Origin of the sequence: Rhodococcus (subgen. Prescottella) equi (assembly GCF_003013675.1) — a bacterium.
Lineage (GTDB): Bacteria > Actinomycetota > Actinomycetes > Mycobacteriales > Mycobacteriaceae > Prescottella > Prescottella equi.
The window spans coordinates 1,064,124-1,083,637 of sequence record NZ_CP027793.1 but is presented as its reverse complement, the minus strand read 5'-3'; the positions used below and the strand labels follow the sequence as shown (position 1 = coordinate 1,083,637).

Annotated in this window: 21 protein-coding genes and 1 tRNA gene; 21 read left to right on the top strand and 1 reads right to left on the bottom strand. The window is 66.5% G+C overall.

Annotated elements, in window-relative coordinates:
• Positions 1 to 50: 50 nt before the first annotated feature.
• The 15 genes from C7H75_RS05135 to C7H75_RS05065 all read left to right on the top strand — a co-directional run bounded on the left by C7H75_RS05135 (position 51) and on the right by C7H75_RS05065 (position 11,264).
• Positions 51 to 123: transfer RNA gene (locus C7H75_RS05135), tRNA-Asn, on the top strand.
• A 743-nt stretch (positions 124 to 866) separates the two neighbouring features.
• The gene (locus C7H75_RS25655; protein ID WP_159025972.1) at positions 867 to 1,376 is read left to right on the top strand and encodes a hypothetical protein; all 510 of its coding nucleotides are present in this window, start codon (positions 867 to 869) and stop codon (positions 1,374 to 1,376) included.
• A gap of 107 nt (positions 1,377 to 1,483) precedes the next feature.
• Complete coding sequence (locus tag C7H75_RS05125) at positions 1,484 to 1,822, top strand: hypothetical protein (RefSeq protein ID WP_106851019.1); 339 nt, start codon at positions 1,484 to 1,486, stop codon at positions 1,820 to 1,822.
• The gene (locus C7H75_RS05120; RefSeq protein WP_233281860.1) at positions 1,773 to 3,332 is read left to right on the top strand and encodes a terminase large subunit domain-containing protein; all 1,560 of its coding nucleotides are present in this window, start codon (positions 1,773 to 1,775) and stop codon (positions 3,330 to 3,332) included. The genes C7H75_RS05125 and C7H75_RS05120 overlap by 50 nt, the downstream gene beginning before the upstream one ends.
• 11 nt (positions 3,333 to 3,343) lie before the next feature.
• Positions 3,344 to 4,621, top strand: coding sequence for a phage portal protein family protein (locus C7H75_RS05115; protein ID WP_106851018.1), 1,278 nt, complete (start codon positions 3,344 to 3,346; stop codon positions 4,619 to 4,621).
• On the top strand, positions 4,618 to 5,844 hold the full coding sequence (locus tag C7H75_RS05110; RefSeq protein WP_106851047.1) for a head maturation protease, ClpP-related: 1,227 nt from the start codon (positions 4,618 to 4,620) through the stop codon (positions 5,842 to 5,844). The genes C7H75_RS05115 and C7H75_RS05110 overlap by 4 nt, the downstream gene beginning before the upstream one ends.
• A gap of 2 nt (positions 5,845 to 5,846) precedes the next feature.
• On the top strand, positions 5,847 to 6,221 hold the full coding sequence (locus C7H75_RS05105; protein ID WP_084978748.1) for a capsid cement protein: 375 nt from the start codon (positions 5,847 to 5,849) through the stop codon (positions 6,219 to 6,221).
• 15 nt (positions 6,222 to 6,236) lie between these two features.
• Positions 6,237 to 7,145 carry a major capsid protein gene (locus tag C7H75_RS05100; protein ID WP_106851015.1) on the top strand — a complete coding sequence of 303 codons (909 nt, stop codon included), beginning with the start codon at positions 6,237 to 6,239 and terminating at the stop codon, positions 7,143 to 7,145.
• Between the two features lie 2 nt (positions 7,146 to 7,147).
• Entirely contained in the window at positions 7,148 to 7,501 is a 354-nt protein-coding gene (locus C7H75_RS25905) for a hypothetical protein (RefSeq protein ID WP_175280018.1), read from the top strand.
• Positions 7,502 to 7,517: 16 nt separating this feature from the next.
• The gene (locus tag C7H75_RS05090; RefSeq protein ID WP_106851046.1) at positions 7,518 to 7,889 is read left to right on the top strand and encodes a hypothetical protein; all 372 of its coding nucleotides are present in this window, start codon (positions 7,518 to 7,520) and stop codon (positions 7,887 to 7,889) included.
• Positions 7,876 to 8,205, top strand: coding sequence for a hypothetical protein (locus C7H75_RS05085; protein ID WP_106851045.1), 330 nt, complete (start codon positions 7,876 to 7,878; stop codon positions 8,203 to 8,205). The genes C7H75_RS05090 and C7H75_RS05085 overlap by 14 nt, the downstream gene beginning before the upstream one ends.
• Complete coding sequence (locus C7H75_RS05080; RefSeq protein WP_106851011.1) at positions 8,205 to 8,486, top strand: hypothetical protein; 282 nt, start codon at positions 8,205 to 8,207, stop codon at positions 8,484 to 8,486. Before C7H75_RS05085 ends, C7H75_RS05080 begins: the two co-directional genes overlap by 1 nt.
• Positions 8,483 to 8,881: a class II aldolase/adducin head domain-containing protein gene (locus C7H75_RS05075; RefSeq protein WP_106851044.1), complete on the top strand. Its 399-nt coding sequence runs from the start codon at positions 8,483 to 8,485 to the stop codon at positions 8,879 to 8,881. Before C7H75_RS05080 ends, C7H75_RS05075 begins: the two co-directional genes overlap by 4 nt.
• 46 nt (positions 8,882 to 8,927) lie before the next feature.
• A complete protein-coding gene (locus C7H75_RS05070) occupies positions 8,928 to 9,737 on the top strand; it encodes a hypothetical protein (protein ID WP_106851043.1) in 810 nt (269 codons plus the stop codon).
• A gap of 114 nt (positions 9,738 to 9,851) precedes the next feature.
• The gene (locus C7H75_RS05065; protein WP_106851042.1) at positions 9,852 to 11,264 is read left to right on the top strand and encodes an SGNH/GDSL hydrolase family protein; all 1,413 of its coding nucleotides are present in this window, start codon (positions 9,852 to 9,854) and stop codon (positions 11,262 to 11,264) included.
• An 11-nt stretch (positions 11,265 to 11,275) separates the two neighbouring features.
• On the opposite strand, the gene C7H75_RS05060 is transcribed toward C7H75_RS05065, so the two are convergent.
• On the bottom strand, positions 11,276 to 11,827 hold the full coding sequence (locus tag C7H75_RS05060) for an SEC-C metal-binding domain-containing protein (RefSeq protein ID WP_106851007.1): 552 nt from the start codon (positions 11,825 to 11,827) through the stop codon (positions 11,276 to 11,278).
• A 358-nt stretch (positions 11,828 to 12,185) separates the two neighbouring features.
• On the opposite strand from C7H75_RS05060, the gene C7H75_RS05055 reads away from it, so the two are divergent.
• Genes C7H75_RS05055 through C7H75_RS05030 form a run of 6 tightly spaced genes read left to right on the top strand, consistent with a single transcriptional unit; the run spans position 12,186 to position 19,513 of the window.
• Positions 12,186 to 12,479, top strand: a complete 294-nt coding sequence (locus C7H75_RS05055; RefSeq protein WP_159025967.1) for a hypothetical protein — start codon at positions 12,186 to 12,188, stop codon at positions 12,477 to 12,479.
• 13 nt (positions 12,480 to 12,492) lie between these two features.
• Positions 12,493 to 12,948: a hypothetical protein gene (locus tag C7H75_RS05050; RefSeq protein ID WP_106851041.1), complete on the top strand. Its 456-nt coding sequence runs from the start codon at positions 12,493 to 12,495 to the stop codon at positions 12,946 to 12,948.
• Complete coding sequence (locus C7H75_RS05045) at positions 12,900 to 13,352, top strand: hypothetical protein (RefSeq protein WP_050804431.1); 453 nt, start codon at positions 12,900 to 12,902, stop codon at positions 13,350 to 13,352. The genes C7H75_RS05050 and C7H75_RS05045 overlap by 49 nt, the downstream gene beginning before the upstream one ends.
• A 1-nt stretch (position 13,353) precedes the next feature.
• Positions 13,354 to 16,920, top strand: coding sequence for a phage tail tape measure protein (locus C7H75_RS05040; RefSeq protein ID WP_106851040.1), 3,567 nt, complete (start codon positions 13,354 to 13,356; stop codon positions 16,918 to 16,920).
• Positions 16,917 to 17,852: a hypothetical protein gene (locus C7H75_RS05035; protein WP_106851002.1), complete on the top strand. Its 936-nt coding sequence runs from the start codon at positions 16,917 to 16,919 to the stop codon at positions 17,850 to 17,852. The genes C7H75_RS05040 and C7H75_RS05035 overlap by 4 nt, the downstream gene beginning before the upstream one ends.
• Complete coding sequence (locus tag C7H75_RS05030) at positions 17,843 to 19,513, top strand: Gp37-like protein (protein WP_106851001.1); 1,671 nt, start codon at positions 17,843 to 17,845, stop codon at positions 19,511 to 19,513. Before C7H75_RS05035 ends, C7H75_RS05030 begins: the two co-directional genes overlap by 10 nt.
• Position 19,514 lies beyond the last annotated feature (1 nt).

Sequence of the window (19,514 nt, the reverse complement as noted above, 5' to 3'; positions counted from 1 at the left end):
ACCCGCCGCGTCAACTGGACCCGGAATCCAGCGGTCGAGCGGCGGCCCATTGGTCTGTAGCTCAAGAGGCAGAGCAGCGCCCTGTTAAGGCGTCGGTTGAAGGTTCGAGTCCTTCCAGGCCAGCACCAACACCCGCATCCCCTGCTCGCATCGGCCACACGCCGCCGCGGTACAAGATGCGGGCTATCAACCTCCGGGACACCAACAGCCGCAGCAGCCCACCCGAGCGCGCGGCAAGCCACCACGTGGCAGTCCCGGCCCCTCGGTGCAGCCATCGGCGCCCAGGGGAACCGCGCCCGCCCCCACTTCCCTTGGGGGCGGGCGCACACACTTCCGCCCACCCGGTACCCAGCTGGCGAGCTCACCGGGTGGGCGGAACCTGTCAAGCCCTAGACCTAGACCCGACACAAAGCAAGGCACAGACCTGGACGCGAGGGACCGTGACGACTCAAAAGTCCGCAGCCGCCCGCGGTCTCGGCTACGCCCACCGCCAGCAACGAGAACGGCTGCTCCGCAACCACGTCGACGGATCGCCGTGCTGGTGGTGCTCGCACCCGATGTTCCGCGATCCAACCAAGAACTGGGACGGACACCCCCTCGAAGCCGACCACTCGCAGGCACGTTCTCATGGCGGCACTGTGGCTGACCGCCTTCTCCATAAACGGTGCAATGCCAGCCGACAAGACGGCGCGAACGACCACCTGCGTCCAGCTGTCACCGGCATAGACATCGCCACCGCTCGCGAGGCCGACGACCAACTCGGCATCCGCCTCATCCCCTGGCCCTAGCCAGACCCACCCCTAAGCAGACAGCCCCGGTGAGGACTCCACTCCTCCCGGGGCTTTGCCGACTGAACAGGAGTCGACATGCCGAAGCCTACCTGCACGGTGGACGGCTGCACCAAGGAAGCGCGCTCATATTCGGCCGACTGGTGCAAGATGCATTACCACCGCTGGTACCGGCACGGATCCACCGAACGAGTCGCCACCGCATCGCAAGCCACCGCCAGTCACGGCCGCAGATACCGCACCGTGTACACACCCGGGCATCCACTAGCAGGCAAGCGAGGCATGGCCTACGAACACCGCGTCGCACTCCACGACAAGATCGGACCAGGTATCCACGACTGCCACTGGTGCGGCACCCAGGTCAGATGGGAAGCCAACAGGACGGCTCACGATGCACTGCAGGTCGACCACCTCAACGGCATTGGGGACGACAACCGCCACCCCAACCTCGTGCCCGCCTGCAGACGCTGCAACACACTCCGGGCGGCACAAGCCCGTCACGAAGCGCTCGTCGCCGCAGGCTTCTGGTCCTCCCATGACACCGTCCGCCGCACCACGCGAGGCCGTACCCCACTCCTCGACGCCTGACCCCCCTCCCCCGAAATTATCGAGGGGGAGGGGGATGTGGACTCCTCGGCCGCCAGTCTCGCTTTTTTACAGGGGCGGTCGAAACTCACGTGCGAAGGCGGTGTGACGTGCGCGAAGACCTCGCCGACGGCGGCCGGCAACTGCTCGATGAGCTGACCCAGGACGACGACCCGTTCGAGGTGACCGCGCTGATCGTCGAGGCCGCTCGGATGAAGGATCGACTCGACTGCCTCCACCAGATTCTGATCGGTGACGAGGAGTTGTGGCTTCGACTCATTCCGTCACGCGGTGACACCGAGGTGCTCGAGATTCGCGTCGACTCGGCTGCGCAGGAGGCGCGGCAGCTCGCGACGGTGTTCCGCCAGATGCTGGCGGAGATCGAGAGGAGGCGCGCGAGTGACGGCGACTCCGACAGCGGTGAGGGCGACGACCTCGCTGGACTCTGATTGGCCGACGCTGACGGGTCGGCAGACCCCGCATGCGCTGTCGGTGTTCGAAGGTGACACGACGCTCGGCGAGAAGGCATCCGAGCTGTCACGTCGGATCGGTTCGAAGCCGATGCCGTGGCAGCGGGACACTCTGCACGCACTGCTGACTCGCAGCGCGGATGGGACGTGGACGCACCCGGACGCGTGCATCATCTGCCCCCGCCAGAACGGCAAGAGCCTGATCCTCACGCTGAGGATCCTCTACGGACTGTTCAAGCTCGGCGAGACGATCATCTTCACTGCGCAGCGGTGGACGACGGCCGAGGACATCTACCTGCGCACGTGGGCCCTGATCGAGCCACGTAAGTCGTTGCGGGAGCGAGTGCTGAAGCACACGTGCTCGCAGGGGCGCGGCGTCATCGAGATGAAGAACGGCAACAAGGTCGTGTTCACCACACGCTCTGCGGATGCCGGGCGCGGTCTGACGAAACTCGACCTCGTCATCTACGACGAGGCGTACAACCTCACCGACAGCGAGATGTCCGCACTCGGCCCTGCGCAGCTCGCGGCGGACGATCCGCAGACGATCTACACGTCGTCGGCGGTGAACCAGGACGAGCACTCGAACGGGCTGGTGTTGTCGAAAATCCGCGACCGCGGACTCGCTGGCGATGCCGAGCTCTACTACGCCGAATACATGGCCCCTGACGACATGGATCGCGAAGACGAGGAGACGTGGCGGTACGCGAACCCGTCGTACGGCGTGATCCAGACTGCGAAGAAGATCCGGAAGCTGATGCGCGGCTTCGCGACACAGGCCGGGCGCAAGAGCTTCGACGTCGAGATTCTCGGTCGGGGTGACTGGCCAAAGGAAGTCGATGCGGCGTCGCTGACGTGGCAGATCGTCAAGGAAGGCCAGTGGCACGGCCTCGTCGACTATCCGGAGCTCGTCGGCACGCGCGCGATCGGTATCGCCCGCGTCGGCGCGCAGTGGGTGGTCGCTGCAGCGCAGCGCACGGACGACGACCGGATCCACGTCGAGGTCGGGTACCTGCGGATCGCAGCGAACCCAGACATCGTCGATCTGATTGTTCGCCTGGACGATGCGCTCGAGCCGTGCGCCATCGCGACCGATGCCCGCTCACCGGCGGCGGTGATCGAGCCGCTGCTGAAGAAAGCCGGCATCGAGCTGATCAAGTCGTCGACGAGCCAGGCCGCACTGATGGGAAGCGGGTTCGTCGACGACGCCGACGACGGCCTGATCAGCCACACCGGCCAGCGTGCTCTGGACGTCGCACTCGAGGCGGCCGGGAAGCGGCTGCTTCCGCGCGGCGACTGGGTCGTCGACGCGGCCGGCGATCCGGCTGTCGCACCTCTGCTCGCGGTGGTGGTCGCGCGGTGGGCGCTCGTGACATTCGAGTCCCGTGCAACCGGCGCGTCGGCAACCCCTGTCACAGACACGGTCTCCCCCGAGTCCCGCGCGATCAACCACGACGACGAGTTCGACGCGCTCTCTGTCGCGTTCTGAGGAGGTGGCCTGTGGCCGAAGTGAAGGCTGCCCGACCGGTGACGGAACTAGGGTACGTCAACGGGGACCGAACCGAGTGGCAGCAGTGGGATATCGACGAGAAGGTCCCGGAACTGCAATGGCCGGAGTCCGTCCACGTCTACAGCCGGATGGGCAAGGAAGACGGCCGTGTGTCGTCGCTCCTTCGAGCAATCAGCTTGCCGATCCGGCGGACGGCGTGGCGGATCGATCCGAACGGCGCGCGTGACGAGGTCGTCGAGTTCATCGCCCGCGAGCTCGGGCTACCGATCGTCGGAACTGATGCGGCGCCGACAGCACGCACCCGAGGTCGGTTCTCGTGGAACAGTCACCTGCAGCAGGCGCTGCTCATGATCCGATACGGGCACAGCTACTTCGAGCAGGTGTACTGGATCGACGACAACGATCGAACGCACCTGCGGAAGCTGGCGCCGCGGCCACAGAAGACGATCTCGAGGATCAGCGTCGCGCTCGACGGCGGGCTCGAATCGATCACGCAGTCGCCACCGTCCGGACCACTCACGGTGGCGTCGATGTTGCCGGACGGGTTCACGATCCCGGTCAACCGGCTCGTGGCGTACGTCCACGAACCGGAAGCCGGCCAGTGGCAGGGCGAATCGATTCTGCGGCCCGCGTACAAGCACTGGATCCTCAAGGACGAGTTCATGAGAATCCAGGCCGCCGCCGCCCGCCGCAACGGCATGGGCGTCCCGGTCGGCACAGCAGCGAAGCCTGACGACCAGGACGAGGTCGCGCGCATGCACGAGATCGCCTCGAGATTCCGGGGCGGCATGAACTCGGGTGTCGGTCTCGCGAACGGGCAGACTCTGCAGCTCCTCGGCGTGCAGGGCAACCTGCCCGACATCCAGCAGGCAATCGACTACCAGGACAAGCAGATCGCACTCGCGGGCCTGGCGCACTTCCTGAATCTCGACCGAGGCGGTTCGTACGCGTTGGCATCGGTGCAAGCAGACACGTTCGTGCAATCGGTGCAGACACTCGGTGAAGCGATCGCCGACACCTCCACCGCACACATCGTGGAGGACCTGGTCGACGTGAACTGGGGCGAGGACGAGCCCGCACCTCGGATCGTGTTCGACGAGATCGGATCTCGGCAGGACGCCACTGCCGGCGCGCTCGCGCTGCTCGTCAACGCGGGCCTGCTCGACCCGGACGACGTCGTCAAGATCACCGTCCGCCAGTCGCTCGGCATTCCGGGCGGCGGACAGACCAGCGCGGAGAGCGCACCCACTGAAGGAGATCCCGCGTGAACCGCACACATCGGCGCGCGCCCGCAGCACAAGGCGGGCAGCAGCGCGAGTGGTACACGATCCGCAACGCCGACACCACGGATACGCCCGCAGAGGTCCTCATCTACGACGAGATCGGCTCGAGCTGGTGGGGAGGTGTCAGCGCGAAGTCATTCGCGAAGGACCTCTCCGCGGTCGAGGCCACCGATATCACCGTCCGACTCAACAGTCCGGGCGGTGACGTCTTCGAGGGCATCGCGATCCTCAACGCGCTGCGGAACCACAAGGCCCGCATCACCGTCTACGTCGACGGCATCGCAGCGTCGGCGGCCAGCTTCATCGCAATGGCCGGCGACGAGATCGTCATGTGCCGCAACGCCGAGATGATGATCCACGACGCGTGGGGGTACTGCGGCGGCAACGCCGCCGAGGTCCGCAAGTACGCGGACGAACTCGACCGAGTCAGCGACAACATCGCCTCGATCTACGCCGACCGCACCGACGCGACCACCGAGGAGTGGCGCGACGTGATGCGCGACGAAGTCTGGTACTCCGCCGACGAGGCGGTCGCCGCCGGGCTCGCCGATCGTGTCGAGGCGAAGAAGAAGGACAGCGACAAGGACGACACTTCCGCGTCGTTCGATCTGTCGATCTTCAACTACGCCGGGCGCCACGCGGCACCGGCGCCCAAGCCACTCGCCGCGCAGGCGAGCAACTCCGCGCCCGCATCCGCGGGAGCGGCCAACTCCACCGAAGAAGGAGGTTCGGACGTGGCATTCACGGACGAGCAGGTCGGCGAACTCCGTGAGGCTCTGGGCCTCCCCGAGGACACCGAGGATCAGGAAGTGTTCGATGCGGTGCTCGAGAAGCTGACCGCACCCGAGGCCGATCCGGAGGCAGAACCGGGCACGTCGGCGAAGCTGCCGGCCGGTGTCGTCGCCGTCGACGCTGCGACTCTCGAGGGTCTGCGGCGGGACGCACAGCGCGGCGCGCAGGCCCGTGCGCAGCAGGAGACCGATGCCCGCCAGGCGCTGGTATCCGCTGCCATCAAGGACGGCCGCATCGCGTCGGCCCGCAAGGACCATTGGCTCGCCGCGCTCACCGCAGACCCTGAGGGTGCTGCGGCGACTCTCGCGTCCCTCGCGCCCGGACTGGTGCCGGTCGAGGAGCTCGGCCACGGAGTCGGCACCGAGAACGCGGCGCAGGATCTCGGCTGGTTCAGCACTGACTCGAAGGGAGCCTGATCATGGCGAACGAAAACATCGGCGTGTACGAGCCCGGCACGGACATCTCCGGCCGCGCATCGACCGCAGTCACCGGCAAGCGCTTCCTCAAAATCTCCGGCAACCGTAGCGGCGGCAACATCGCCGTCGCGCATGCCGACGCCGCGGGCCGCGTGTGCGGGGTCTCCGGCCGCGACGCCGCAGTCGGCGAGCTGGTCGACGTCAAGCGCGGCAAGGACCGCGTCACCTTCGTCACCGCCGGCGGCGCGATCGCCGCGTTCGAGGAGGTCGAGGTCGGCGCCAACGGCCAGGCCGTCAAGAAGGCCTCGGGCGTAGCCGTGGGTTACGCCGTCACCGCTGCAGCGTCGGGCACCGACGCCGAGATCAGCCTCTACTGAAAGGCGGTCACCACTATGACCTCTCCCGCACCTGTGGCGTACCCGCTGGGCGCGCCGACCATCTCCGGCGGCAAGCTGACCGTCGACACCGCGCTCAAGCAGCCGGGCCGCATCACCAAGCGGATCGCGGACCTGACGCTGCAGAAGTTCATCGTCGACAAGATCTTCGCGTCGTCCGGCGCGAGCGTCGCGTCCGGCGCCGTGATCTACGACAAGGTCGTCTCGAACGACCTCTACACCGACCGCGACGTCGAAGAGCGCGCGGCTGGCGCCGAGTACACGATCGTCGGCTCCGAGCGCCGCGACCCCAACGTCGCGAAGGCCGAGGACTGGGGCGGCAAGTTCTGGATCACCGACCAGGCGAAGACGCGCAACGACGTCGCGCACTTCGACAACCAGGTCACCCAGCTCGCCAACACGATCGTCCGCAAGGTCAACCAGCGCGCGGTCGCGACCCTTGACGCCGCGATCACCGCGCTCGGCGGCGCGGGCGTCGTCCCGGGTCACGACTGGTCGAACGTCACCCTCACCGGTACGTCGCCCACCCCGAACAACGCTCGCCCGTTCGCGGACTTCGCGAACGTTCAGCTCGCCGCGGACCGCGAGGAGCTCGGCGTCGTCTACGACCTGTGGATCGTGAACCCGCAGGAGAAGGCGAACCTGCGCATCGCGTACGGCCCCGATCTCGATGAGATCCTCAAGGACGCCGGGCTCGAGCTGTTTCCGTCGAACCGCGTCGCCGCCGGCACCGCCTACGCGGTCGCGCGCGGCCAGGTCGGATTCCTCGACTACGAGCAGGGCCTGACCACCGAGACCTGGCGCGAGGAGAAGACCCGCAAGAACTGGGTCCAGTCCTACGTCCAGCCGATCATGGGCGTCACCAACCCGTACTCGATCAAGAAGCTCACCGGACTGGCGGGCTGAGCATGGCGCTGAAGAAGATTCGGGTCGCGGTGTGGGAGTACCACACCGACGAAGGTAAGCGGCGCCGCGGCTACTTCGGTGACACCGTCGACCTCACCGACGCCGAGATCGAGCGCGGCACCGCGGCAGGCGTGTTCGACCAGCCTGAGCCGGAGTCGACCGCTCCTCAGTCGGAGCCGGTTGGCGACGACCCTGCTCCTGTGCCGGCCGATCCTGCGGCGGACGCCCCGCGTCGCCCGCGCGCCACGGCCACCATCGAGAAGTGGATCGCGTACGCGCAGGCGGTCGGCGTGAACGTCGACGGCCTGACCGACAAGGACGCGGTCATCGCCAAGGTCGACGCTGCCGACGACTGACATGTGAGGGGGCGTCATGCCATTCGCCACACCCACAGAGCTGACGGAGAACTGGCGTCCCCTCAAGCAGGAGGAGTCCAGCTGGGCTGGACTCCTCCTCGAGGCCGCCGAGCGGTGGATCCGGCGGAAGCGCCCGGACATCGCCGACGACGATCCCGACGCCAAGATCGTGACGATCGCGGTCGTGAAGAACGCACTCATCGCGGGCGAGCACGAAGGCTATGTGTCGTTCTCCCGTGCGCTGGGCCCGCGGTCGAAGTCGGGCACGCTCTCGAACCCGGACGCTGCGCTCGTGTGGCTGGACTGGATGAAGGACCAGCTCGGCATCTCACAGTCAGCGTTGCCGGTCGCGACGTTCGGGGACGGAGGGTTCTGTGAGCGATGGTGAGAAGGTCACCGTCCGCCCGGGTGTTGTGCTCGACGGCGACAACGATCCGGTGCCCGGGTCGGGCGTACCGTTCGACATCGAGGGCTGCGTGATCGAACCACTCGGCAGCGACGAGGCCGCCACGACGACGCGCAACGGCAACGTGCGGCGGATCCGGGTGTACGCGCCCGGGCCGGTGCCGCACGAAATCCGGGCGAGCAACGAGGTCGTGGTGCGCGGCAAGGTCTGGCGCATCGATGGTTTCGCGGACGAGTGGATCGACGACGATCCGGACCTGTCGGGGCCGGTGTTCACCGCGTCGAGGGGCACGGGCTGATGGCGGCACCGAAGGGCTTCCAGCTCGATCACGCCGGTGTCGAGGCGCTGCTGAAGTCGCCGGCGGTCGCCGCAGTCGTCGACGACCTCGCGGCGCGGGTCGCCGACAACGCACGCAAGTCGCTGCCGGACGACGTGCCGGTCGAGGTCGACACGTTCGTCTCGGACCGGCACGTCGCGTCGGTGGCGATCAAGCACCCCGGCGGTAAGCGGATGCAGCTCAAGCGCGGGACGCTCACCCGGGCCGCTGGCATGGTCGGTTTGGAGGTGAAGGCGAAGTGAAGGTTCTCCGCGTGCCGGCCGATCATGTTGCGCCGGTGAAGGAGTTCCTCGTCGCGCGGCTCGCCGGCGATCCGTCGGGCGCTTCGGCCGGCCAGAACCTCCCGGACGGGTGGGAGCCGTCGTCGGCGCCCGCTGTTGTCGTCGAATCCGATCCCGGTTCGGTGGACGAGTGGCCGGTCTACACCGGCGAGCAGATCCGCATCACGGTGTACGCGGCGGGCCGAACGCAGGCTCGCGCGCTCGCGGCGCGGTGCATGGGATGGCTCCTCGCGCTGCGGGTTCCGGGTGTCGGTATCCGGCCCGGCACGGGCATCCTCGTCGACCGGGATCCCGACACCCGCGGATTCATCGCGGGATTCACGGTGCGCAGTCGCGCACGAACTCAATCGTTCTGACCGCCCGCGCGGCGGCAACCTACCCCGGAGAGAGGGGCTATTTGTCATGGCTGTGATCAATCCCGACAACGCGTCGGTGTTCGATGAGGGTGAGGTCTACCTCCTCGACTGGAACTACACGGGCTCGGTCGAGGACGTCATTCCGGCGCCCGGCGAGGTTCCGGGCCCTGAGTGGCTCGATGCGGGTCTGCTTGGCACGGAGGGTGTCACGTACACGCCCGGTCTGGAGAAGACGTTCTACGACGGCTGGGGTCATCCCCGGTTCAAGGGCAAGACCAGCAAGGGCACGATGGAGCTGTCGTTCAATGCTCTCGAGCAGAACACGGTCACCAAGCGCATCGCGTACGGCAAGCACGACGGCTATGTGTCGCTGCCGAAGGGTTTCAAGGCGCATCTGCTGATCATCACCCGCGAGGACGACGTCGAGGAGATCGAGGTCACCACGCGGCCTGCACTGTTGACGACCGGTGCTTGGACTAAGTCGGAGTCCGGTGTCCGCACGTTCCCGATCACCGCGGATCTGTTCGGTGACGCGGAGGGGCGTGTGCTCCGCAAGGTCGACGAGGCCACGGCTGGCCCGGCTTCCTACGTGGTGACGGTGCCGTCCGGCACGACCGCTGGGTCCTTCGCGCTGCGGCTCAACGATCAGACGGTCGTCGGCGTCTCGTACAACGCTGCGAGCACCGCGGTGAAGGGTGCGATCGAGTCGATCCTCCCGCCTGGTGCCGGGACCATCACGGTGACCGGTCCGAACGGCGGGCCTTGGACGGTCGAGCTTCCGGATGGTGGCGTACTGTCCTCGCCGACTGCCTCGCTCACGCCGACCGGTCAGGTCGCGGTCACCCCGGTCCCTTAGGCCCCCTGTTGCCCGGCTTCCTGCCGGGCAACACCGCCCTCCCCGGATAGGTCTGCGGGGAGGGCGTGGGGCTGGTGAAGGCTTCCCTTCCCGCGCTACTCGTTTGGAGAAATCATGGGTTACAGCAAGTTCCGCGAGAAGTGGTTCGGAAGGCCAGATCCGCGGACACCGGTCACGCCGGAGGCGATCGAGCACATCGAGGACGGTGTCGCCCGGGCGCACGAAGCTATCGACGCACTTGGCGATATAAGCGACCTCGTCACGAAAGAGGAAGCTAGCGCCACTTATGCCCCTGCGCGCCTCGCTTCGCTCCTGTCCGTCCTCGACCAGCCTCGATCTACTGGACCAGTCACCACAGACGTTCCTACTGTGACGTTCGGGACGGCCGTAGCGGTCACGCCGGCGATCAAATACACCCACGACTCCGGCGTGATGCGGATGCTCGGATGGGTCCCGAAGCCCGAGGGCGCGTACTTCATCAACTCCTCGGCTGGAGGTAGTTCGGAAGATGGCGCCTACGGATTTGAGATCGACTGGTACGGCCCCGTCTTCGAGGCCACCTTTCAGCAGCTTGCCGCCTCCGCCCGTGTTCACATCTTCGTCGACGACCGCCCAGTCACCACTGAACCGCAGACACCCACCACGGGCGTTGGTACCTGCTACATGAAGCTCGAGTTCACCAGTACGCGGATGCGACGAATCAAGGTCCTCGCCCGCAAAATGGGATTCTTCAACCTTCGCGTTCCCACAGGGTCGGCCGCCATCCCGACCCCCGCAAAGCGTGCACGCATCGCCTGTATCGGCGCGTCGTTCTCGTGGGGGTATGCGGGCAGCTACGACCAACTGACCGCGTGGCCGTGGCGGTTCGCGCAGCTCACCGACACCGAGGTGCTGCAGAGTGCGATCTCGGGATCCGGCTACACGATCTCTACGCCGTACGACAATCCGGCACGCATCGCGGCAGTGGCCGGATGGAAGCCGGATCTGATCATCGTAGAAGGTTCTGGCAATGACTCCGCAGCATCGGAGACTGACCTCACGGCGGCGGCCACGTCCCTGTACTCCAAGCTAGCCGCAGCGCTGCCGGGTGTGCCGATTGTGGCGGTTGGCGCGATGCCTCGGGACCACACCCAGTCTCTTGATGCGACGCGTGCCAAGGTTCTGCGTGCCGTGAAGGCCGCGGCTGACGCGGCCCCGAACGTTCTCGGGTTCATCGATCCCGTCGGCGCTGTGGATGGCATGGCCGCCTACGCAACCGGCGCGGCATACAGCGCGGGCACGCGAGTTACCTATCAGGGTGGCGTCTATCGCGCCCGCATGGCAATCGCTTCCGCACCGGCAACATTCGCTCAGTCGGATTGGGATTCACTGTCGTGGTTCACGGGGACCGGTAGGGCGGGCGCGATGGCCGGAGACGGCAACCGTGACGCGCTGCTGTCGTCCGATGGATCCCACCCCACCGAGGCGGGGCAGGCGGTGTTCGCGACGTACATCCTGCGTGGATTGCGGTCACTTCTTGCCGCCTAGCCGCTTCACCTCTAGCGAGATTCACCCCGAACCGCCTTCATGGAGCGTTGAATCTCGGCTTGACTGGGCGCCTTGCCGTGGCAGTTTTTGTACCGCTTCTCGCTGCCGCAGAAACACGGGCCTCGGCGCGGGATGGGCAAGTCGTGATACTGCCCAACCTGAACGTCGTAGATCGTTTGATGGATCTGTGGCGGAGTCGGGGCAGATCCGGACTGATGCACTGACAAGAGAATGGAGATGACGGCAAGGAGGACGCTGAGGATCGCGTAGACCTCAGCGCGGTTCTCCTTCGATCGGACGAGAGTTGCCAGCCAGCCGGAATGCTTTTCAATCGCGCTGGCCATCTCGTTGACAGAAGATCCGGGCGCCTGCAGAGCCATCGCGACCGATTCGCGAAGTGCGAGCAGTTCGGCGGGCGTCATGTCGTGAAGAATGGCTTGTATTCGCCCGTCGACGACTGCCGCCTCGTACGTGCCGTCGACCTGATTTTGGTACTGGCAACGCGGACAGGTCCACTTCAATCCACCAACCATCGCTCCTTCAGGTATCCCGACGGAGCGCATCCCGGGATTGTGCTGACCGCAGCGGGCGCAGCGTAGGTCGATCCGACCGAGATTTGGTGTCGGCTCAGTCTCAAAAGTGATATGTGGCCTATCGACGTTCCCCAACGAGTTACCCCAATCCTGCACTTGCTATGGACACAGAAGGGGCACCTCGCCTTGGAAAGGGGCCCTGCGCATACCTTCGCAGATCCGGCGGAACAGACGCGACCGGAATGCCCGTGACGTCGGTCGGCGACCGTGTCGGACCCCCGCCCGTAGTCGCTCACTACTGACGCTCTCTCCACAGTCTCCGGCCGTCCGTGGTGTGCAGCCCGCGGGCGGCCGGTCCCATCTCTGCTGCACACGAACAGGACCCGCCGTGCCTGACCTCCCACACCCGGACGACGTCACAGCCGCCGGCCACATGCTCGGCGTGCCGACGCACCCCGAACGCGGCGGCCGCATGAGGACCCGCGACCGCGCGAAAACGATGCGCGCAATCCAGGTCGCCGCAACCCTCGATGACAACGAGGACGACGACGCGGGTCCCGATTTCGCGGCCACGCTCGCATCCACACACACCCTGCTCACCGAGGCAGGACTCACCACCACGGCAGCCGACCGCATCGTCGCCGCCATCGCACCCGCCGTCTGGCGGGACACCACCAAGTAGGAGCTGCACACTCATGCCTGACAACGACTTCGACGACTTCGACGACTTCGATCACGATCCCGCCCCTCGCGAGCGTCCCCGCACGAACAGCAACAGTGGACGGAAGAAGCGGCAGCGCGAGAACCGCGGCCGCCCCGGCGCCACGATCCCCGCGCACGTGCCGGCGCCGCAGGACCGGCTCCCGAAGAAGCCCGCACAGCAGTCCGAAGTCGAAGACGTCGAACTCCAGATCACCGTGTTCGGTGAGGAGTTCCGCGTTCGCCGCGGCGCACTGCAGGACGACTGGGCGTTCTTCCAAGCCCAAGCTGTCGGCAACCTGCCCGCGATGACCGTGCAGGTCCTCGGCCGCACAGGGTTCGCCCGGTTCTGTCTCGCCGCGCAGGCGGAAGGCATGAAGCCGATCGACGCCATCAAGACGCTGTGGGATCTGATCGGCCAGGAAGTCGGGGTCGGCGACTCGGGAAACTGATCGGCCTCCTGCAGCTGATCGCCACGAAGACAGACCTCGTCGAGGTCGACCTCGACCTGTTCTATCACCGCGACATCCGCGACCTGTGGCGGCGAGACGACCACGGCCTGCCGCTGCTCACGCTGCGGCAGCTGTGGGTCCGTCTACGCCTGGGACTCCCCCGCGAATCGGCGCTCGCCAAGGACGCCAACGGCGGCCGGATGCCGTGGTCGATCGAGGACCACCTCATCGCTGACCTGTGGGCGCAGCGCGCGAACGCCGGCAAGGCGCGGGGCGCGAAGTTCGTCGATCACCCGAGCCGTCCCGCCGCGGCGAAGAAGAGCACGCAGCTCTCCGACGAGCGGATCGCGCGCGGTCAGGCCCGGTTCGCCGAGCGGCAACGAAAGCTGAACGGAGGCAATTAGAGTGACGACCTCTATCGGTTGGTGCTCGGTCCAGATCGTTCCGGTGGTGCCGGGCATCGGCCGGGACGTGTCCCAGCAGCTGGGGCCACAGATGCAGCAGGCCGGCCAGCAGGCCGGGCAGCAGCTCGGCGCCGGCATCGCCGACGGGTTGAAGCAGGCGGAGGCCGCGGTCAAGACAGCGTCGCGGAAGATCGAGCAGGCGCGGCAGTCCGAGATGACGGCGGCCGCGAAGCTGAACATCGAAGAGCTCAAGCTGCAGGAGCTCCGCGACAAGGGCAACGCGAAGACGTCCCAGCTCGCCGCCGCGGAGGAGCGGGTTCGACAGGCACGCGAGAAGCACAACCAGACCGTCGGCGCGAGCGAGGCCGCGCTGAAGCAGCTCGAGAACGCGCAGGAGCGCGTTACCCGGGCCACGCAGGAGGCCGGTGACGAAGCCGACCAGTCGAGCAGGAAGCTGCTGAACTTCTCGAACTCGGTCGACGACATGGGCTCCGGCGTCGACAGCGGCATCGATTCGCTGAAGAACTTCGCGATCGCCGCCGCAGGTATCGGCGGTGCGATCGATCTCGGAATGCAGGCCCTCGACAACATGAACGTCGAGAGCCGCCTCGCCGCGAAGCTCGGCGCCACCGGCGGCCTCGCCGAGGAGTACGGCGACATGGCCGGCGGCCTCTACAGGGACGCCATCGCGTCCTCGATGGAAGAAGCAGCCGACGCCGTCTCCGTCGTCGCATCGTCTTTCGTAGTCGCGGGCTCCGAGGGCGAGAAGTCGGTCGACCAAATCGCCGAGTCTGCACTGAACTTCTCGAAGGTATTCGGCACCGACGTCGCCGAGTCCGTCAACACGGCTTCGCTGCTCGTCACGAACGGACTCGCGAAGGACTCAACCGAAGCGTTCGATCTCATGACCACCGCCTTCCAGCGGGTCCCTGAGGCCATGCAGGGTGAGCTGCCAGAGATTCTGCAGGAGTACGGAACGAACTTCCGTGCGCTCGGATTCGATGGCGACGAGGCGTTCAACCTCCTCGTCTCGGCCGCCGGCAAAGGCAAGTTCGCGCTCGACAAGACCGGTGACGCGCTGAAGGAATTCAGCATCCGTGGATCCGATATGTCGAAGTCGTCGACGGACGTGTTCAAGTCGATCGGCCTCGACGCCGAAGACATGGCGAACATGATCGCGATGGGTGGGCGCGACGCCCAGATCGCACTGCAGGACACCGCGAAGGGGCTGCTCGAGATCGAGATGCCCGCAGACCGCGCGAACGCGGCCATCGCCCTTTTCGGCGCACCGCTCGAGGACATGTCTGTCGACCAGATCCCCCTGTTCCTCGAATCACTTACCGGTGCCGAAGATCAGATGGCCGGGTTCGCTGGGTCGTCGGAGCAGATGGGCGAGACCCTTAACTCGGGTCCCGGGTACGCGCTCGAGCAGTTCAAGAACACCATCACCGGCGGCCTGACCGATGCGCTCGCCGACATGGCGACCTGGGTGATGAACAACGCCGACACCCTGACAACCCTTGCGATGGTGGCGGCACCGTTCTTCGGCGCACTCGCCGGCTACGCGGCGACCGTGAAGATCATCCAGATCGCGACCGTCGCATGGAACGTCGCCCAGATGATCCTCAACGGCACGATGATGCTGAACCCCATCGGCCTCATCGTCGCCGCGATCGCCGGACTCGTCGCCGCAGTCGTGCTCATCGCCACCAAGACAACGTGGTTCCAGACCATCTGGGACACCGTCTGGAACGCGATCAAGGCGGCGTGGGACTGGGTGTGGGGCGTCCTGCAGGCCGGATTCAACGGGCTCATGGACGCCTTCGGCGCCGTCGGTAACAAGGTCGGCGAGGTCAAGGACTGGATCGTCGCCCGCTGGAACGACGTCGTCGGATTCGTCACCGGGCTCCCGGGACGAATCGGCTCAGCCGCGTCCGGGATGTGGGACGGCATCAAGAACGCGTTCAAGGGCGCGATCAACTGGATCATCCAGGCCTGGAACGCGATCGAGTTCCGCATCCCCGGCTTCGAGGTCGGCCCGATCAAGTGGGACGGATTCACCCTGGGCCTGCCTGATCTGCCGCTCCTCGCGACAGGTGGTCTCGCTGGCCGACGCAAGGACGGGATGCTGTGGGGTCCGGGCACTCCGACTTCAGACTCGATCCTCGGCGTCGACGCGTACGGGATACCGACCGCGCTGGTGTCGACTCGGGAGTTCGTCGTAAACGCGCAGGCGACCGCCGAGAACCTGCCACTGCTGCAGGCGATCAACGCGGGATGGACGCCGTCCGCAGAGTTCCTGCACGGCCTCACCCGCGGTGAGTTCCGATCGAACCCGTTCGGGATCGAGGAGGACTCACCGCTCGTTGCCGGCGCGCTCGGCGCTCGGTCACTGATCGCGGACGGCGACTACACCGGGAATCTGCGTGACGCGTTCGGGATCGAAGAGGACCACCCGGTCGTCAGCTCGGTCCTCGCGCTTCGCGAGGTGATCTCACGGCTGCCGCGGTTCGCTGAGGGTGGCGCCGTGGTGTCGCCGGATCAGCTGGTCAACTTCGCGAAGGGCGTCGAGGGCAAGCCGTACGTGTGGGGAGGAGTGAACTGGGGCGACTGCTCTGGTGCTGTCTCCGCGCTGGCGAACTACGCGACGGGCCGGGACCCATTCGGGTCGCGGTTCGCGACGATGACCGAAGGCGCCGAGCTCCTCGCTCGCGGGTTCAAGCCGGGCCTGGGCCCGTCGGGATCGCTCAACGTCGGCTGGTTCAACGGCGGACCATACGGCGGCCACACCGCGGCCACGCTGCCGAACAACGTGAACTTCGAAATGGGCGGCGGTCGCGGCAACGGCCAGTACGGCGGACCGGCCGCCGGCGCCAACGACCCGATGTTCACCGATCACGCGCACCTGCCGATGGTTGTGGCGCAGCTGATCCAGCCGAACGTGCAGCAGCTCGACCCGCTGACCGGGTTCCCCACCGACAGCGGCGCAGGTGCGGCGCTCGGCACAGCACTCCCCGACCCGGCCGCCGCTGGCGTCGCACAGCCGCAGCAGGCGTTCTCGGGTCGCGAGCGCATCAAGCAGATGGGCTCGGACATCGGCGGGATCTGGGCTGACGCTGCAGTCGAGATGCTCGGCGCCGGTGAGTGGCTGGACCTCGCGGACCGGTACACGATCACACCCGACGCCACCGCGGGCGCGGCAACAGCTGCGCCGACGACTGGCGAGAACGGTGTCGATGGCGACCCGAACATCATCCCGTGGATCGCGGACCTGAATGCGTTCATGAAGGGTACGGGCCTGTTCGACACCGGCGGCTGGCTGATGCCGAACTCGTTCGCCTTCAACGCATTGAGCACACCCGAGCCGATCCTCAAGCCGGAGCACTGGGACATCGCCGAGGCGAACATCGCGAAGGTCGATGAGCTCGTCGGCGCCGGAGCACCGGCGCGCGGCGGCAACACGTACATCACCAACGCCACGTTCCGAGACGAGGACGAGTACTACCGCCGCCAGGCACAGAACCAGCGGCTCAATTCCAAGCAGCACCTCGGGAGGTGGCCTAAGTGAGAGACGTCGTCGGCATCACGATCCTCGGATGCGACGAGTCGGTGTGGCCGGTAGCGGGCCGGTACGCGGGCACCGAGGGTGTCATCATCTCCGAAGAGGGGATCGATGGCATCCTCGACGCCCCGGTCAAGGTCATCGACGACTCGACGCCGATGCAGGTCGGCGGCACGCTACGCGGTGTCGACTACGAAGTCCGCGACATCGTCCTCCGGTTCTATGCCTTCGAGGACGAAGCCCGCGGCCTGATCGCTGGCGGACATCTGGAATCGCGGCTGCGGAAAGCGTTCTGCCATGAGCCGGACCGTTGGAATCCCGATTTCCGACCCACCCGGATCAAGGTCGTCACCCGGCTCTCGGGTGTCCGAACGATCGAGGTGTGGCTGAACGAGGCCCCCAACGTCGACCTGACCGTCGACCCACTCAACGATGAAATGTTCATCGTCGCGTACCAGCTCCGCGCGTACCAGCCGATGTGGCGATCACGCCCGGACATGACGTTCTTCGAGTCAACGGGCGCATCGGGCACCGGAACGATCGAGGTGTGGAACCCAACTGACCGGCCGCTACTGCAGCGATGGGAACTGACGCGCGGGACCTGGACCCTCCCCGACCCGACGTGGTCGGGGAAGCCGAATCACCGCACACCTGGCGGGGCGATGCCGACGCGAACAGTGACGCTGCCGCAGATCACCGCCGCTGACGGCGGCGTGACGATCCAGATGGACCGGTCGAAGCAGCACGCCCGTTCGGCGACCGGAACACCGTACGAGGCCCGCATGCAGGGCAATTGGCTCCGACATGTCATCCCGCCGTACACACCGCGGCAGGAGCTGCCGATCTCCGTGGTCGGTGCTCCCGTCGCTACTGGTGCCCGGGCCGAGCTGCACATGGACCGACTCTGGTCCAGGGCGTGGGGGTTGGAATGGCAGTAGATCTGAACGCCTCGCTCGAGGAGCAGTGCGAGGCGATCTGGCAGGCCACGCTCGACGCTGAGCGTGAGGACTGGGAGATCCGCAATGCGGACCCGCTGATCAAGCTGGCCGACGGCAACCAGGTGATCCGGTACCTGCTCTTCGACGTCCAGGATCTGAAGTTCTCGGAGATCGAGAACAACACCGGGCAGGCCTCGTTCCTCCTCGACGTCGACCACTACGTGGCCGCCTGGGTCATCGACAAGGACGGCCGGCGGGCGCGTGGCGAGGGCGCCAACATCCACATCGACATCGAGATCGCCGGTGCCCGCTGGTCCGGCCGCGCCGAGCCGCCGAAGGTTGAGCGCGGCACGGACGGCCGGCGGTACGTGCGCCTCACCTTCCTGCATGACTACGAGAATCTGAAGTGGATCGACTGCTGGCCGAACCCGTTCCTGCCGGCCATCTTCCAGTTCCCGCGCATGTTCATCCTCGCGGGGCCCGCGATCTGGGCGCTGAAGACCGCGCTGTTCGTGAACCTGTGGCGGCTGAACTCGTCGATCTGGCAGATCCCCGACGATCCGATGAACCCGTCGACGTGGCTCGACGGCCTGGACATGTCCAACTGGGACATCGTCGTCAACCCGACGACGTTCTTCCAGGACATGGCGGCCGGCACGCCCTGGTGCGTGTTCGCGTCCCGGTGGGGCACCTGGCACGATGTCGCGGCGCCGATCCTCGCCGACTCGGAACTGACGGTCGTCTGCCGGCGGTGGCGTACGGGTGATCCGGACCCGTGGCTCGGCGCGGACATCAAGGATGGCGCGCTCGTTGTCGACATCGTCGACAAGTCCGGAGCTATGACCGGAACGTCACACGGCGGCACCATCTTCGATGGACTGTTCCGCACGATTCAGGAGTTCACCGCGGACTTCCTCGACACGACGGAATCGCTGCTGACCGGCGGTCCGACGTCCGACCTGTTCGTGCCCGGCCGTGGAACGAACAAAGCGTGGCCCCACGTCTACTACCCATCGGACTCGCCGGGCTCAGTCGAAACCGTGTTCACCGACGCGACGTCGAGGGGCGTCATCATGAACACCGGCGGCCACTCGATGCCTGGCGTGAACGAGACGATCAGCGCCGGCATCCAGGCGATCGGTGACATCGTCGGCAATGCACTGTTCATCGGGTCCATCGGCGGATCCATCGACACCCTGCTGCGGCCCTTCTACGAGGACACGGTCGCCGCCTGGATCTCGGTCAAACTTCCGCAGCGCATCGCCGAGCAGGGCGATTCCCACTACTGGGAGAAGACGATCGAGTCGCCCGGCAAGGCCTACACCCTGTCGTCGCTCATGGTGATCCGGCAGGCGATGTGGGAGACACGGGCGTACACATCCGCGTCGATGTCGATCAAGGCCGCCGAGCCGTACGTCATCGGCTGGCCTGGCACCGGCGACTTCTGGGTCGGTGACCGCATCATCACCGACCTCGGCGCGGAGCTGTCCGATCGGGTCATCGTCAACCGGGTGTCGCAGATCGACTACGAGCGTCCCCGCGGCACTCGTGGCAACTGGTCCGTCGCAGTCGGGCCGAAACAGGACGAGGATCCGCTCGTCGAGATGGCCGCGCGCGTCGCAAACCTGAAGGAAATCGGAAAGACGTTGGGAGTGTTCTGAA

What these genes read in the sequence shown, in the direction of transcription:
- C7H75_RS25655 (WP_159025972.1), top strand. Translation starts at nt 867, where the DNA reads ATGCCGAAGCCTACCTGCACGGTGGACGGCTGCACCAAGGAAGCGCGC.
- C7H75_RS05105 (WP_084978748.1), top strand. Translation starts at nt 5,847, where the DNA reads ATGGCGAACGAAAACATCGGCGTGTACGAGCCCGGCACGGACATCTCC.
- C7H75_RS05100 (WP_106851015.1), top strand. Translation starts at nt 6,237, where the DNA reads ATGACCTCTCCCGCACCTGTGGCGTACCCGCTGGGCGCGCCGACCATC.
- C7H75_RS25905 (WP_175280018.1), top strand. Translation starts at nt 7,148, where the DNA reads ATGGCGCTGAAGAAGATTCGGGTCGCGGTGTGGGAGTACCACACCGAC.
- C7H75_RS05090 (WP_106851046.1), top strand. Translation starts at nt 7,518, where the DNA reads ATGCCATTCGCCACACCCACAGAGCTGACGGAGAACTGGCGTCCCCTC.
- C7H75_RS05080 (WP_106851011.1), top strand. Translation starts at nt 8,205, where the DNA reads ATGGCGGCACCGAAGGGCTTCCAGCTCGATCACGCCGGTGTCGAGGCG.
- C7H75_RS05070 (WP_106851043.1), top strand. Translation starts at nt 8,928, where the DNA reads ATGGCTGTGATCAATCCCGACAACGCGTCGGTGTTCGATGAGGGTGAG.
- C7H75_RS05065 (WP_106851042.1), top strand. Translation starts at nt 9,852, where the DNA reads ATGGGTTACAGCAAGTTCCGCGAGAAGTGGTTCGGAAGGCCAGATCCG.
- C7H75_RS05060 (WP_106851007.1), bottom strand. Translation starts at nt 11,827, where the DNA reads ATGCGCTCCGTCGGGATACCTGAAGGAGCGATGGTTGGTGGATTGAAG.
- C7H75_RS05050 (WP_106851041.1), top strand. Translation starts at nt 12,493, where the DNA reads ATGCCTGACAACGACTTCGACGACTTCGACGACTTCGATCACGATCCC.
- C7H75_RS05030 (WP_106851001.1), top strand. Translation starts at nt 17,843, where the DNA reads ATGGCAGTAGATCTGAACGCCTCGCTCGAGGAGCAGTGCGAGGCGATC.